The 14430-nt window shown below is 68.6% G+C and carries 16 protein-coding genes; 7 read left to right on the top strand and 9 right to left on the bottom strand.

Annotation, left to right across the window (positions count from 1 at the left end; all coding sequences use genetic code 11):
• Nucleotides 1–60: 60 nt before the first annotated feature.
• The 4 genes from BLQ70_RS19495 to BLQ70_RS26030 form a co-directional block, all read right to left on the bottom strand.
• The gene (locus tag BLQ70_RS19495; protein ID WP_091860130.1) at nucleotides 61–576 is read right to left on the bottom strand and encodes an RNA pyrophosphohydrolase; all 516 of its coding nucleotides are present in this window, start codon (nucleotides 574–576) and stop codon (nucleotides 61–63) included.
• Entirely contained in the window at nucleotides 573–1703 is a 1131-nt protein-coding gene (locus BLQ70_RS19490; protein ID WP_091860127.1) for a divergent polysaccharide deacetylase family protein, read from the bottom strand. The genes BLQ70_RS19495 and BLQ70_RS19490 overlap by 4 nt, the downstream gene beginning before the upstream one ends.
• Nucleotides 1704–1886: 183 nt before the next feature.
• Nucleotides 1887–3248 (bottom strand): S41 family peptidase, encoded by a 1362-nt coding sequence (locus tag BLQ70_RS19485; protein ID WP_061971560.1) that lies wholly within the window; start codon nucleotides 3246–3248, stop codon nucleotides 1887–1889.
• The gene (locus BLQ70_RS26030; RefSeq protein ID WP_244512100.1) at nucleotides 3248–3847 is read right to left on the bottom strand and encodes a murein hydrolase activator EnvC family protein; all 600 of its coding nucleotides are present in this window, start codon (nucleotides 3845–3847) and stop codon (nucleotides 3248–3250) included. Before BLQ70_RS26030 ends, BLQ70_RS19485 begins: the two co-directional genes overlap by 1 nt.
• A gap of 39 nt (nucleotides 3848–3886) precedes the next feature.
• Between BLQ70_RS26030 and BLQ70_RS26025 the strand changes: the two genes are divergently transcribed.
• A complete protein-coding gene (locus BLQ70_RS26025; RefSeq protein WP_244512099.1) occupies nucleotides 3887–4612 on the top strand; it encodes a hypothetical protein in 726 nt (241 codons plus the stop codon).
• Here BLQ70_RS26025 and rlmH read toward each other — a convergent pair.
• The 5 genes from rlmH to proB form a co-directional block, all read right to left on the bottom strand.
• On the bottom strand, nucleotides 4600–5094 hold the full coding sequence (rlmH, locus tag BLQ70_RS19475; protein ID WP_061971323.1) for a 23S rRNA (pseudouridine(1915)-N(3))-methyltransferase RlmH: 495 nt from the start codon (nucleotides 5092–5094) through the stop codon (nucleotides 4600–4602). The genes BLQ70_RS26025 and rlmH overlap by 13 nt on opposite strands.
• A gap of 12 nt (nucleotides 5095–5106) precedes the next feature.
• Entirely contained in the window at nucleotides 5107–5436 is a 330-nt protein-coding gene (rsfS, locus tag BLQ70_RS19470; RefSeq protein ID WP_082617706.1) for a ribosome silencing factor, read from the bottom strand.
• A gap of 151 nt (nucleotides 5437–5587) precedes the next feature.
• Entirely contained in the window at nucleotides 5588–6211 is a 624-nt protein-coding gene (locus tag BLQ70_RS19465) for a nicotinate-nucleotide adenylyltransferase (RefSeq protein WP_061971326.1), read from the bottom strand.
• 15 nt (nucleotides 6212–6226) lie between these two features.
• Nucleotides 6227–7468, bottom strand: coding sequence for a glutamate-5-semialdehyde dehydrogenase (locus tag BLQ70_RS19460; RefSeq protein ID WP_091860748.1), 1242 nt, complete (start codon nucleotides 7466–7468; stop codon nucleotides 6227–6229).
• 111 nt (nucleotides 7469–7579) lie between these two features.
• Entirely contained in the window at nucleotides 7580–8770 is a 1191-nt protein-coding gene (gene proB / locus BLQ70_RS19455) for a glutamate 5-kinase (RefSeq protein ID WP_091860121.1), read from the bottom strand.
• Between the two features lie 280 nt (nucleotides 8771–9050).
• Here proB and BLQ70_RS19450 point away from each other — a divergent pair, with 280 nt between their 5' ends.
• From BLQ70_RS19450 to BLQ70_RS19425, 6 genes are all read left to right on the top strand, one after another.
• Nucleotides 9051–9425 (top strand): DUF6481 family protein, encoded by a 375-nt coding sequence (locus BLQ70_RS19450; protein WP_061971329.1) that lies wholly within the window; start codon nucleotides 9051–9053, stop codon nucleotides 9423–9425.
• A gap of 262 nt (nucleotides 9426–9687) precedes the next feature.
• Nucleotides 9688–10269: a sigma-70 family RNA polymerase sigma factor gene (locus BLQ70_RS19445; protein WP_425284620.1), complete on the top strand. Its 582-nt coding sequence runs from the start codon at nucleotides 9688–9690 to the stop codon at nucleotides 10267–10269.
• A gap of 48 nt (nucleotides 10270–10317) precedes the next feature.
• Nucleotides 10318–11010 (top strand): anti-sigma factor, encoded by a 693-nt coding sequence (locus BLQ70_RS19440; protein ID WP_061971332.1) that lies wholly within the window; start codon nucleotides 10318–10320, stop codon nucleotides 11008–11010.
• 61 nt (nucleotides 11011–11071) lie between these two features.
• A complete protein-coding gene (locus BLQ70_RS19435) occupies nucleotides 11072–12559 on the top strand; it encodes a S8 family serine peptidase (RefSeq protein WP_170843474.1) in 1488 nt (495 codons plus the stop codon).
• Nucleotides 12560–12606: 47 nt separating this feature from the next.
• Nucleotides 12607–13761: a glycosyltransferase gene (locus tag BLQ70_RS19430; RefSeq protein ID WP_091860116.1), complete on the top strand. Its 1155-nt coding sequence runs from the start codon at nucleotides 12607–12609 to the stop codon at nucleotides 13759–13761.
• Entirely contained in the window at nucleotides 13758–14417 is a 660-nt protein-coding gene (locus BLQ70_RS19425; protein WP_091860113.1) for a class I SAM-dependent methyltransferase, read from the top strand. The genes BLQ70_RS19430 and BLQ70_RS19425 overlap by 4 nt, the downstream gene beginning before the upstream one ends.
• The last annotated feature ends 13 nt before the right edge of the window (nucleotides 14418–14430 follow it).

The following is a 14430-nucleotide window of genomic DNA, read 5'->3' as shown; positions in this document are numbered from 1 at the left end:
AGTTTCTGATTTTGCATCGGCATGTTCCGAAAACCGCGTTCCACTTTTCGGGCCGATGCTCTAGCGGGTATCGCCCGCAAACGGGGCGAAATGTTTCGCGACCTGCCGGTAGACCTCCCGCTTGAAGGGGATGATCAGTTCAGGCGTCTCGTCGAGCCGCGCCCAGCGCCAGGCATCGAACTCGGCCTTGTGGCCGCCGGCCGGCGTGAGGACGTCGATCTCGTCCTCGGGGCCGACAAGGCGGAAGGCGAACCACTTCTGTGCCTGGCCGCGCCAGCGGCCTTTCCAGGCCTCCTTGCCGATATCGACGGGCAGGTCGTAGGCGAGCCAGCCCGGGGCCTCGGCGAGAAGCTCGACCGAGGTGACGCTGGTTTCCTCGGCGAGCTCGCGCCGCGCAGCCTCCAGCGGCGTCTCGCCTGCGTCGATGCCGCCCTGCGGCATCTGCCAGGCATGGCCCGGCGCGACATGCTCGCGCTTGGTCTTGTCGGCGCGGCGGCCGACGAAGACGAGGCCCTCGGCGTTGAACAGGGCTAAGCCCACGCAGGGGCGGTAGCCCTCGGGGGCCGTGTCGGTCATCGCAGCGATCCGGTGGTTCTGGGCGATACGGGGGGCTTGGCCGTACGGAAGCCGCGGGCGGCGCTGACGGGAACGATCACGAGCTTCTTGGCGTCCAGCGACTGGGCCCAGCGGTTGATCCGTTCGATCGAGACCGGCAGGGCACTTGCGGCGGCGACAACGATGCCCTGCTCGCGCGCGAGAGACTCCAAAGCGGCCAGTTCCTTGTCGATGGTATCGGCGCGGGGGACACCGTCGATGACCCGATCGATCTTCAGGGCGGGGATGCGGGCGCGGTCGGCCGAGCCGGCGAGCAGGCTGCGCGGGGACGAACCGTCATCGACGACCATCAGGCCGCGGCCGGCGAGCTCGCGCAGGATCGGGGAGAGAGCGCTCTCATCGGCGGTGAAGCGGCCGCCGAGGAAATTGACGATGCCGACATAGCCGGTGAAGCGACCGAGTGCCCAATGCAGCTTGTCGATATTGTCGGGCGCCTTCGGGCCGGTCAGCAGTGTATGCGGGCCGGGGTCGTTGTCGGGATAGTCGAAGGGCTCCATCGGCAATTGCAGGAAGACCTCGTGGCCTTCGCCGCGGGCACGCTGGACGGTGCGTTCGAGCTCGGTGCCATAAGGCGCGAAGGCGAGCGAAACCGGCGGGGGCAGCTTCGCGATCGCGTCGGCGGTGCCGCTCTGGCTGATGCCGAGCCCGCCAACGAGCAGCGCGATCCGGCCGGCCGGCTTCGGCTCCGGCTCGAGGCCGAGCGGGCGGGCATAGATCCTGGCCGGGGTCGCGCCGTCGGGGCCGAGCTTCGGCAGCAGGCCGTAGCGCGAGCGCTCGACCAGGCGGCTGTCGGGGGCCGTCGCGAGCTTGATGGTGCGGGCCTCGCTGGGAATGGTGATGATGATGGCGTCCGGCGCATCCTCGCCTGCACGCGTCACGGTCACACCCGCGCTGTTCTCAAGCTGGGCGGCGCTGGCCGGTCCACGCGACGTGGACGCATCGGCGGTGGCAGGCACGGAGGAGACGGGGGCGACGCGCTTTTCGATCGAGGCCACGGCCATCGGCTCGCCGCCATCGGGATCGCGACGCAGCGCCACTGTCAGCAAGAGCCCCAATACGGCCACGCCGACGCAACCGGCAGCCGCCATCGCGAGCCAGCGTCCCCAGGGCCTGCCAGAGGCCGCCGGGCGATCCCTGCCGAGCGGTCGATTGAGCTCCGTCAGCGGCGTTCCGGCCGTGAAAGGCCGTCCTCGAGGTTGCGACGCGGACCCGAATCACCGGTCCGCGCGCTAGTCTTGGCGCCTAAGGAGCCCGGCGTCGAGCCCGCAGGCTCAGTTCGGCTGCTTGGGGGCCTCGGGAGTGGCGGGCGCGGCCGGGGCGGCCGGCTTCTCCGCGGGGGCAGCAACATCCTTCTTGACGCCGCGCAACTGGTTCAGCGCGGCGATGAGCTGGGTGTCCTTGGTCGCGTCGGTCGGCACATAGGAGCTCGAGCCGGACTGCTCCTCGCCCTCGCCGGCCTTGAGATGGCCCTTCAGCGAAGCTTCGCCCTTGTTATCGACGAGCTTGTCCTTGATCTCCTGCGGGATGTCCTGCTGGACCTCGATATCCGGCGTGATGCCCTTGGCCTGGATCGAGTTGCCCGACGGCGTGTAGTAGCGCGCCGTGGTCAGGCGCAGGCCGCCATTGGAGCCGAGCGGGATCACGGTCTGGACCGAGCCCTTGCCGAAGGAGCGCGTGCCCATCACGGTCGCGCGCTTGTGGTCCTGCAGGGCGCCGGCGACGATCTCGGCCGCCGAGGCCGAGGAGCCGTTGATCAGCACCACGACCGGCTTGCCCTTGGTCAGGTCGCCCGACTTGGCGTTGAAGACCTGGGTCTCCTCGGCATTGCGGCCGCGGGTCGAGACGATCTTGCCGCGATCGAGGAAGGCGTCGGAAACCAGCACGGACTGGTCGAGGCGTCCGCCGCGATTGTTGCGGAGGTCGATGACATAGCCCTTCAGCTTGTCGGCGCCGATCTCGCTCGTGGTCTTCTCGATCGCCTTGCGCAGGCCGTCATAGGTCTGCTCGGAGAAGGTGCCGATGCGGATATAGCCGATATCCCCCTCGACGCGTTCCTCGACGGCCGGGACGACGATGGTCGAGCGGGTCAGGGTGAATTCGAGCGGCTCGGTCTTGCCGGGGCGGTCGATCTTGAGCGTGACCTGGGTGTTGATCAGCCCACGCATCTTCTCGACGGCCTGGGTCAGGGACAGGCCCTTCACCTCGGCGCCGTCGATCTGCTTGATGATGTCGTTGGCGAGGATGCCGGCCTTGGAGGCGGGCGTGTCCTTGATCGGCTTGGCGACCTTGAGGACGCCGTCCTCCATCGTCACCTCGATGCCCAGGCCACCGAACTGGCCGCGCATGTCGGTATCCATGTCGCGGAAGGACTTGGAGTCGAGATAGGAGGAATGCGGGTCGAGCGAGGAGACCATGCCGTTGATCGCGGCCTCGATCAGCTTCTGCTCGTCGGGCTTGTCGACATAGTCGGTGCGGATCTTCTCGAAGATGTCACCGAAAAGGTTGAGGCTGCGATAGACCTCGGCCGAGGCCGCGACCGCGCTGGTCGAGGAGAGCAGCCTGGTCTGTGTGGCCAGTCCGGTCAGACCTGCGCCCATGATGGCGCCGGCGAGAACGAGGGAAACCTTGCGCATCATCCGCGAACCTTTTCGCCTTGCGATTTCGTCCACCACGGTGTCGGGTCGATCGAAACGCCGTCTTTCCTGAATTCGATATACAGAACCGGCTGCCCGGTTCCCACTCCTACCGTCGTCGCGGCAGCTTCCGACGTTTCGCCCATCGCCGCAACCGGCTCCCCTGCCAGCACGAACTGATTGAGCGCGACATCGATCCGCTGCATGCCGGCTAGCAGGATGTAGTATCCTCCGCCAGCGTTCAGGATCAAGAGTTGCCCGAACGAGCGAAACGGCCCCGCATAAACCACCCAACCGTCAGAAGGCGCCGAAACTAGGGCGCCCGGCCGGGTCTCCAGCGAAATCCCACGAATCGTGCCGCCGGCGCCGTCGGCATCGCCGAAACCACGCAATCGTGATCCTGCCACCGGCAGGGAAAGCAGGCCCCGGGCCTCGGCGAAGGCGATCTTCGGGGCAAGCCGCGCGGGGTCCTTGAAGGCCAGCGCCGTCATGCGTTCGCGCTGGTCGCGCGTTTCCTGCTCGATCGCCTGGCGGGCGGCGTCGGCCGCCTTGTTGGCAACGGAGATCTCCTTCTCGATCCTTTCGACGAAATCCCGCATCGAGCGGGCCTGCCCGGCGAGCTCCCTGCCGAGCGCGGCTTGCTGCTCGACATCCTTGGCGGCGCTGGCCTCGCGCTCGCGCCTCGCCTCGATCAGGGCGGCGAGGCGCTGGCGCTCGGCTGCGATCTGCTCCATTTCCGTGCCGATGTGGCCCTTTTCGGTGGCGATGCCCTGGCGCAGCCGCACGAGTTCGGCGAGATCGGTGCCGAGAATTTCGATCTCCTGCCTGAGATCGGGCACGACGGCGCCGAGCAGCATCGAGGCGCGTACGGCTTCGAGAATATCCTCGGGGCGTACCAGCACGGCCGGGGGCGGGCGCCGGCCGATGCGTTGCAGCGCGGCCAGAACCTCGGCGATCAGGTTGCGCCGGCCGTCGAGCGAGCGGCGAATCGCGGTCTCGCTGGATTGCAGGAGGCTGAGCCGCGTCTCCAGCGCGCCGAGCCGCTCCTCGCCGGCCTGCGTCCTGGCGGTGGTTTCGAGGAGAGCCTTGTTGAGAGCGGCACGATCGGCGCGGATGCCCGCCATTTCCTTCTCGAGGGCGGCGCGGGCGTCGGCGTTTCCGGCGAGACGCTGCTCGATCGCCTTGAGCTCGCTCTCGCGCGCCTGCTTCTCGACAAGCTTCTGCATCGCCTCGCGCTGGAGGGCTTCCGGATCCGGCTGGGGCGTCTGGGCAAGGGCGGAAGCACCGAACGCGGCTACCAGCAGAGCGGCGAGGCCCAGGCAGCGCAGTCCGGAGCGAATCAGCAGCGCGGTCATACGCGATGATAGGGGTGGCCGGAGATGATCGTCATCGCCCTATAGAGCTGCTCGAGCACCAGCGCGCGGACGATCTGGTGCGGAATCGTCAAGGCGCCGAAAGCGAGCGTGATATCGGCCCTGTCGCGGATCTCCTCGCTCAGGCCGTCGGCGCCGCCGATGATCAGGCTGGCATGGCCGGTTCCGGAATCACGGGCGGTGGCGAGGCGGCTGGCAAAGGCTTCGCTGCCGAGCTGGCGGCCGCGCTCGTCAAGGGCGATGATCAGGCCAGGCTGCGCCTTGGCTGAGGAAAATTGCGCGAGAATGGCCTGCGCCTCCTCGCGCTTTCGCTCGTCGGGGCGGCGGCCGCGGCCCTCTGCGATCTCGACGATGTCGGGACCGCTGAGGCCGATGCTGCGACCGAGCGCGAGGCCGCGCTCACGATAGCGCTCGCAGAGTTCGCGTTCCGGCCCGTCCTTGAGCCGGCCGACGGCGATGACCGCGAGCCGCATCCGAAAACAGCTTCAGCTGTCGAGGCGTTCGTTCGGCCGGTCGGTGCCCCACATCTTCTCGAGATTGTAGAACTGGCGCACTTCGGGTCGGAAGACGTGGATGATGATGTCGCCGGTATCGATCAGCACCCAGTCGCAAGCCGGCATGCCCTCGACGTTCGGCGTGGGCAATCCCGAGGCCTTGAGGGCTTCGATGAGCGCGTCCGAGATGGCCGCGACGTGGCGGTTGACGTTGCCCGAGGCGATGATCATCGCGTCAGCCAGCGAGGTCTTGCCAACGAGGTCGATCACCGTGATGTCCTCGGCCTTCATGTCCTCGAGGACACGCTGGGCGAGGGCGATGCTGTCGGCAGAGGGATTGTCCGCGACGGCAGCCTGGGGAAGCGGCTTCGGCTCGGCTTCACCAAGGGTTTGACGGGTCAGTGACGTATCCTCTCGATCCAGATGCGCGCTTGGCGCGATGCAGCCAAAATAAGCCGGGAAGTCCCGGAATTCAATCGCGACCAGCCTGTCTGCGTAGCATGGTCGAGGATAACATCGAGCGCTTCCCGTGCAGAAAGACCCAGGCTGGAGGCTTCATGCGCGGCAGGGCCGCCGCCCGACTTTCGGGCAGGCGCCAGCGCGAGAGCCAGTTCGCGGCAGGCGAGGCCATGGCGCTGTGGGTCGAGCCCGGCCGGTCGATGATCGCGATCGGCATCATCCGGGCGATGGCGCGCCATTCGTTCCAGCGGTGGAAACCGGCGAGATTGTCCGAGCCCATGACCCAGACGAAATTGACGCCCGGACAGCGCCGCTTCAGCGCACGCAACGTGTCGGCGGTGTAGCGGGTGCGCAGCATCGCCTCGACGCCGGTGACGTCGATGCGGGCATGGCCGGCGATGCTTTCAGCCTGGCGGATGCGTTCGGCGAGCGAGGGTAGCTTGGCATTGTCCTTCAGCGGATTGCCGGGCGTGACCAGCCACCAGACGCGGTCGAGCTGGAGCCGGCGCAAGGCGGTCAGGCTTGCGAGCCGATGCCCGTCATGGGCCGGGTTGAAGCTGCCGCCGAACAGGCCGACGCGCAGGCCGGGCGCAAAGGGGGGCAGCCGGGACGGCAGGCGCGTCAGCTCGCTCGTCATGCGTCCTGCTTCGCCTCAGGGCCGGATCTGGCCCGCGCCGTGGACGCGGTACTTGAAGGAGCAGAGCTGTTCGACGCCGACCGGTCCGCGTGCATGCATGCGGCCGGTGGCGATGCCGATTTCGGCGCCGAAGCCGAATTCGCCGCCATCGGCGAACTGGGTCGAGGCGTTGTGGATGACGATGGCGGAATCGACCTCGGCGAGAAAGCGGGCGGCGGCGGCCGCGTCATCGGTGACGATCGCATCGGTATGGTGCGAGCCGTAGCGCTCGATATGGTCGATCGCGGCATTGATGCCGTGGACGGTCTTCACGGCGATGATCCGGTCGAGATATTCGGTCGCCCAGTCTTCTTCGGTCGCGGCCGTCACACGGGCATCGGCCGTCCTGGCGGCCTCATCGCCACGTACGGCACAGCCGGCTTCGAGCAGAGCGCCGACGAGCGGGACGAGGTGGGTCGCCGCACAGGCTTCGTCGACCAGCAGCGTCTCGGCCGCGCCGCAGACGCCGGTGCGGCGCAATTTGGCGTTGAGCAGGATCTCGCGGGCCATGGCGAGGTCGGCTTTCGCATCGACATAGACATGGCAGTTGCCGTCGAGATGGGCGAAGACCGGCACGCGCGCCTCGCTCTGGACGCGGGCGACGAGGCTCTTGCCGCCACGCGGCACGACGACGTCGATATTGCCGTTCAGCCCCGAGAGGATTTCGCCGACAGCGGCACGGTCGCGCGTCGGCACGAGCTGGATCGCGTCGGCGGGCAGGCCGGCGGCTTCCAGGCCTTCGCGCATCGCGGCGGCGATCTCGGTCGAGGAGCGGAAGGAGTCGGAGCCGGCGCGCAGGATCGCGGCATTGCCGCTCTTCAGGCAGAGCGCGCCGGCATCGGCCGTGACGTTGGGGCGGCTCTCGAAGATCACGGCGATGACGCCGAGCGGGGTTGCGACGCGTTCGAAGCGCAAACCGTTCGGCCGCGTCCACTCCGCCAGCACCCGCCCGAGCGGATCGGGCAGGGTGGCGACTTCGGCGACCGCATCGGCGATGGCGGCAAGCCGCGTCTCATCGAGGGCGAGGCGATCCATGAAGGAGGCGCTCAAGGAGGCGGCCTTGCCGTCGGCGAGGTCCTGGGCGTTGGCGGCGAGGATGCGGGAGGTGCGAGCCCGCAAAGCGTCCGCCATTGCGAGGAGCGCGGCGTTCCGCTGTCCGGCCGGGCTCAGCGCGACCTTGCGCGCGGCGGCGCGGGCGCGCCGGCCGAGATCCTGCATGACGCGGCCGACATCAGCGGCCTCGTTCGTCGCGATGATGCGCAATGCGCTGTCGCCGGTCATCTCGTTCAGTCCAAAATCCGGCTGGCAAATGCCAGTCCCGAAGAAAGTTTAACCCAGCCCGAGCGCCATGTCGTCCCGGTGGATCATCTCGGCGCGACCGGGATGGCCGAGCGCGGTCTCGATGTCGCGCGAGGCCTTGCCGAGGACCAGAGCCGCCTCGCCCGCGTCATAGGAGACAAGGCCGCGTCCGAGCAGTTGTCCCTCGGGGTCGCGGATCAGCACGGCGTCGCCGCGCGCGAACTCGCCCTCGATCCGGGTGACGCCGACCGGCAGCAGGCTCGCGCCGCCGCGCAGCGCGCGGGCCGCGCCGGCGTCGAGATGCAGCGTGCCGCGCGGCTCCAGCGAGCCGGCGATCCAGGTCTTGCGGGCGGTGGCGGGCGTCGAAGCCGTGAGGAACCAGGTGCAGCGGCCGCCATCGGCGACGCTCGCAAGCGGGTTCTTGGCCCGCCCGTCGGCGATCAGCATATGGGTGCCGCCGGCTGCCGCGATCTTGCCGGCCTCGACCTTGGTGCGCATGCCGCCGCGCGACAACTCGGACGCCGCGCCGCCGGCCATGGCGTCGATCTCGGGCGTGATGCGCTCGACCACGGGGATATGCTGGGCGCCGGGGTCCTTCGCGGGCGGCGCCGTATAGAGCCCGTCGATATCGGAGAACAGCACCAGCAGGTCGGCGCCGGCCATGGTCGCGACCCGCGCCGCGAGCCTGTCATTGTCGCCGTAGCGGATCTCGGTGGTGGCGACCGTGTCGTTCTCGTTGATGACGGGGATGGCGCGCAGGTCGAGCAGGCGGCCGAGCGTCGCGCGTGCGTTGAGATAGCGGCGGCGCTGCTCGGTATCGGCCAGCGTCAGCAGCACCTGCCCGGCGGTCAGCCCATGGGCGCCGAGCGCTTCGGCCCAGTTGCGGGCGAGCGCGATCTGGCCGACGGCCGCGGCGGCCTGGCTCTCTTCCAGGCGCAAGGGGCCGGAGGGCAGGCCGAGCACGGTGCGCCCGAGCGCGATCGCGCCGGAGGAGACGACGAGCACGTCGGCGCCGCGCTGGTGCAACTCGGCAAGGTCCTCCGCCAGCGCGGCGAGCCAGGCATGGCGCAGTCGGCCGCGATCGCGGTCGACCAGCAGGCTGGAGCCGACCTTGACGACGATGCGGCGGAAATCGGAGAGCAGGGGCGTCTTCACGGGGAGCACGGCGTTGTTGCGGCAGTCGCCCTGCCTGTTGGCGAAAATGCCTCGCTTGTAAAGCATAGAGGTGTTTTCCAGTCGCGATGCGGCGCGCAAAAGGGCTCTCTGCATTGACAGGCACGGGCTGGCTGCCCATATGCATGGACTGGCCCGCCCGTCTGATCGGGTGCCGATCCTGCCATTCTCATGCGTTTTTGGCGTGCGGTAAGCAGGGCCTGCCGCCCGATAAGCGTTGGAAGCGGGGCTGCCGCGCGTCGATTTCGATACCAATCCGGCCGGATCTGGATTATCTCGCCCGCGCGGGCCGAGCAAACGCCCGTAACAACCCGAGAGAAGATCACCCTTGAAGAACCCGAACGACCGCAGCTTCACCGACCGCCAGTCCAATTCCGCCAATGCCAAGAAGGCGCTGCTCGAGCGTTTCAAGGCCCGGCCGAAGGCCGACGACCCGGTGATGGTGCAGCGACGCGAGGAGCGGGAAGCTATCGCCCAGGCCCGCGCCGAGCGCGAAGCCGAGAAGGCGAAGATCCGGGCCGAGAACGAGCGCCTGGAAGCGATCGAACGTGCGCGCATCGAAGAAGAGAAGCGCCAGGAAGAGATCGCCCGCGAGGTTGCCCGCAAGGCGGAGCAGGCCAAGCGCGACGCCGAGCGTCCGCGCAAGGTGTTGCTGGAAGCCGTGCAGTACATGCAGATGCGGACGGCCGGCAAGCGCCGCTGACGCCTTTTCGGCTCGGTCGACATCGGCCGGGCGACAGGAATTCGCGCATCTCTAGAGAATGCGATTTGGGGCGCCGCGAGCGCCCCTTTTCATATCCGCTTAACTGCGATGGAAGCGCCTGCCCCAGGCAATGGCTGCTTTTCGGCCAAAAAACTCCTATCCGTTTCGCATCGACCTATCGGCAAATCCGCTTGCGCAGATTAATGTGCGCGCCGGGTTGAACCTTTTTCCTGCTCGCCGCGACAACTGGATGCGAGCCGGGATGCCTGGCCTTCGAGGGGCAATGCATACGGAATCGGACGAGGATCTCGTCAAACGGATCGCCTCTGGTGACCGGCTCGCGATGAAGGTGCTGTTTTCGCGGCATCAGGTGCGGGTCTACCGTTTCGTGCTGCGGCTCGTCCGCGACGAGACGCTTGCCGAGGATGTGATCAGTGACGTGTTCATGGATCTGTGGCGACAGGCGGACCGGTTCGAGGCTCGCGCCTCGGTCTCGACCTGGCTGCTCGCCATTGCCCGGAACAAGGCCTGGTCGCTCCTGCGCAAGCGCCGCGATGCCGAGCTGGACGAGGATTATGCCGAAAGCATCGAGGACGAGGCCGACGGCCCCGAGATCGTGCTGCAGAAGCAGGACAAGGGTCTCGCTATTCGCGCCTGCCTCGGACGTCTTTCGGCCGAGCACCGCGAGGTCATCGACCTCGTCTATTACCATGAGACTTCTGTCGAGGAGGTCGCACGGATCGTCGGAATCCCCGAGAACACCGTCAAGACCCGGCTCTTCCACGCCCGCAAGAAGCTGGGCGAGTTGCTCAAAGCTGCCGGCATCGACCGCGGCTGGCCGTAAGAATTCCGTTTTTATGAGGCGCGGCCCGGCCGCCCGAGGAGTGGCGTGATGAACGACAGCATCGCCAGCGATCCGAAGCGCCGCGAGCTCGAGGAGCTGCTGCCCTTCTATGCCAATGGCCGGATCTCCGACGCCGACAAGCGCCGCGTCGAGACTGCGCTCGCCGTCGATGCCGAGCTGGCCGCCCGGCTCGATCTGATCCGCGACGACATGGCCGAGACGGTCCTGCTCAACGAGGGCCTCGGCGCTCCCTCCCATAACGCGCTCGAAAAGCTGATGGCCGGGATCGAGGCGGAAGCCCGCCCGGTGCCGCTGCTGGCACGTGCCAAGGACAACAGCCGCGGTTTCCTGGGCTGGCTCGGCGGACTTCTGGCCGGGCAGCCGCCGCGTCGCCTGGCCTATGTCAGCGCCGCCGCAATCGCGTTGATCGCGCTGCAGGGCGTCGCGATCACCGGGCTTGCGCTGCACAAGGGCGGCTCCGGCTTCGAGACCGCTTCGGCGCCGGGTGCGCGGCCGTCGGAGAGCTATGTGCTGCTGAGCTTCTCGCCCGAGGCGCGGGCCGGCGAGATCGCCTCCTTCTTCAAGCGCTTCGACGCCTCGGTGGTCGATGGCCCGCGCGCCAACGGCTTCTTCAAGGTGCGCGTCGGCGATGCCTCCCTCTCCTCCGCCCAGCTCGATGCGATCGCGGCGCGGATGAAGGGCGAGAGCGCCATCGTCAGCTTCGTCGCACCGGCGCCGTGAACCGGCTGGCGCGGTTGCTGGGCGCCATGGCATGATGTCGTCGTCGCAGGAGGGTGAGGCCATGCTGCCGTCCCCGTTCGTCCGTCGGAAGTCATCGCTTCGGTGCCTCGCCGGCGCCGGCCTTGTCGCATGCGTGCTCGCGCTCGTGCCGGGACCGGCTTTCGCGCAGCCCGCGGGTGGGACCGGTGACGGCAGGGATAAGCGCGTCGCGCCGACGACGAGCCCGCAGCAGCCATCCGCCGGTGGAACCAACCGCTCGATGCGCGTGCCGCCCGGCTCCTGGCTGCAGCCGCGAGCCCAGCGCAGCATCGTTCCGGCGATGGACGAGACCCGCTTCGTCCCCGACGAGGTGCTGTTCGAGCTTGCGCCCAATGTCGAGGCGGAGGCGGTGCTGCGCCGCTATGGCGCGACGCTGATCGCCAGCCAGCGCTTCGAGCTCGCAGGCGTCACCATCATCCGCGCCAGGATCGAGGCTGGACGCGACCTGCGCGCCGTGCTCACCGCGATGGCCGAGGACACCAGCATCGCCGGGGCGCAGCCGAACTTCCTCTTCGAATTGCAGCAGGACTCCCAGTCCCGTGCCGGCGCGCCGGCGGGAGCAACCACCGCCTCATCGGAAGCGACCGCCGCGCCACCGCCGCCGAGCCTGCGCCTGGCCGATCCCGCGACGGCGGCGCGCGGCAGCGCCGCGGTGCGGCGCATCCTGCCGCCGCAATACATCGTCGAGAAGCTGCGCCTCGGCGAGGTGCGCAAGCTGGCGCAGGGGCGCGGCATCCGCGTCGGCCTGATCGATTCCGGCGTCGATATGGAGCATCCCGAAATCAGGGGCTCGGTCCTCGGCTATCTCGATGCGATCGACGGACTGGCGACGCCGCATGCGCACGGCACCTCGATGGCGACGGCGATCGTCGCGCATGGCGAATTGCAGGGTATCGCTCCTGCAGCCCGCCTCATCGTCGCCCGCGCCTTCGGCGGGCCGCAGGCGACCTCAGCCAACGGCAAGTCGTTCCAGATTCTGACCGCGCTCGAATGGGTGGTCCAGCAACGCGCCAAGGTGATCAATCTCAGCTTCGCCGGCCCGCAGGACCGGCTGCTCTCCAAGGCGCTGGCCGGCGCGAAGGAGCGCGGTGTCATCACTATCGCCGCCGCCGGCAATGGCGGAGCCCGCTCGGCGCCGCTCTATCCGGGCGCCGATCCGAGCGTGATCGCGGTGACGGCGACCGATGCCGAGGATAAGGTCTTCAGCGATGCCAATCGCGGTAGTTATGTCGCGATCGCGGCCCCTGGCGTCGACGTGCTGACGGCCGAGCCCGGCGGACGCTACGCCTTTACCTCAGGCACGTCGATCGCCGCCGCCCATGTCACCGCGCTGGTCGCGCTCCTGCTCGAAAAGCAGCCGGAGCTCGATACCGACAGCGCCCGCCGGGTGCTCGCCGAAAGCGCGACCGATCTCGGCTCGCGCGGGCGCGACCCGACCTTCGGCGCCGGGCGGATCGACCCGCCGACGGCGCTCGCCCGCGTGCTGCCGGTCGCGACGGCGCGGCCCTGATCGGCAGGCGCTCTTGACCTTCGCCGCCGCATCGGCCTGATGGCGCGATGCCGCGCCCGAAACTCCTGTTCGTCGCCACCGAGGACTGGTTCTTCGCCTCGCATTTCCTGCCGATGGCCCGGGCCGCGCGCGAGCTCGGCTTCGACGTCGCGGTGATCGCGCGCGAACGCAACCACCGGCGCGTGATCGAGGCGACGGGCGCGCGGCTGATCGGGCTGGAGGCGGAGCGGCGCAGTCTCGATCCGCGGGCCTTGTTCAAGCAGATCGGCGCGCTGAAGCGCCTGATTGCGGCGGAACGACCCGATATCCTGCACTGCATCGCGTTGAAGCCGATCGCGCTCGCCGGGCTCGCCGGGAAGCTGGCGGGCGTCGAGCGCCGGGTCTATGCGCTGACCGGGCTCGGCTTCCTTGGCGCCAGGCAGGGGGCACTCGCGGCGATGGCGCGTTTCGCGGCGATCACCTGGCTGCGCGGCGCCATCGATGGGCCGCAGGTCCGCTTCCTGTTTGAGAATCCCGATGATCCCGTCACGCTCGGTCTCGATCCGCAGGACGCGGCAAAGGTCGCGATTGTCGGCGGGGCCGGTGTCGATCCGCTGATCCTGATGCCTTCGCCGATGCCGCCGGCGCCGCCGCTCAAGGTCGCGCTGGTCGCGCGCATGCTCTGGTCCAAGGGCGTCGATCTCGCGGTCGAGGCGGTGAGGCTCGCGCGGGCCGAGGGGGCGAAGGTCGCGCTCACCATCCATGGCGCGCCCGATCCGTCCAACCCGAAGGCCATTCCCGAGGCGACATTGAAGGAATGGGCCGCGCGGCCGGGGATCACCTGGGCCGGGCCGACGCGCGATATCGAGGGTGTCTGGAAGGCGCATCATCTCTGCATCCTGCCCTCGCGAGGCGGCGAGGGCCTGCCGCGCACGATCCTGGAAGCTGCGGCCTGCGGCCGGGCGATCCTGACAACGGATGTTCCGGGCTGCCGCAGCTTCGTCCGCGACGGGCAGGACGGGATGGTGGTTCCAGCCGACGATGCGGCGGCGCTGGCGAGGGCACTCGTGGTCCTCGCCCGTGCTCCCGGCCTTGTCGAGCGCATGGGAGATAGTGCGCGGGCCCGCCTGCTCGACGGCCATACCGAGCGCGACGTGATGAACGGCGTGAAGACGCTCTATCTGAGCTTGCTTGGCGGCTCTACGCCCGAGGTCGCTGCATGAGCGGCGAAGCTGCGCTCGATCGCGAAGCCTTCATCCGCGCTCATACCCGGTTGCTTCCGGTGCCGCATGCGCCGGAGATTTCATTGCATGTCGCCGAGGAAGCGACGGAGCTCTGGCAGAAGACGGAGGACGAGCTCGCCGTGATCGGCCTGCCGCCGCCGTTCTGGGCTTTTGCCTGGGCGGGCGGGCAGGCTCTCGCACGCTATCTGCTAGACCATGGTGAGATCGTCGCGGATCGCCGGATGCTGGATTTCGCCTCCGGCTCCGGGCTTGTGGCGATCGCAGCGGCGAAGGCAGGAGCGGCGCCGGTCGAGGCCTGCGACATCGACGGTTTCGCTGCGGCGGCGATCGGCATCAACGCGGCTGCCAATGGCGTCGCGGTGACAGCGCGCTGCGAGGACTTGATCGGCCGCGACGAGGGCTGGGAGGTCATCTGCGCCGGGGACGTCTGCTACGAGCGCGCGATGGCCGAGCGCGTGATCGACTGGCTGTCGGGGCTGTCGGCGCGTGGGGCTACGGTGCTGATCGGCGACCCCGGTCGCAGCTATCTGCCGCGCGGCAAGCTGGAGGCGGTCGCCACCTATGAAGTGCCGGTGACGCGCGCGCTGGAGGATGCCGAGATCAAGCGCAGCTCGGTCTGGCGGCTTGCCGGGTAAGGCGCGCCGCCAG

This window comes from Allobosea robiniae (genome assembly GCF_900102525.1).
Classification (GTDB): Bacteria; Pseudomonadota; Alphaproteobacteria; order Rhizobiales; family Beijerinckiaceae; genus Allobosea; species Allobosea robiniae.
This window is presented reverse-complemented; position numbering and strand designations above follow the sequence as displayed.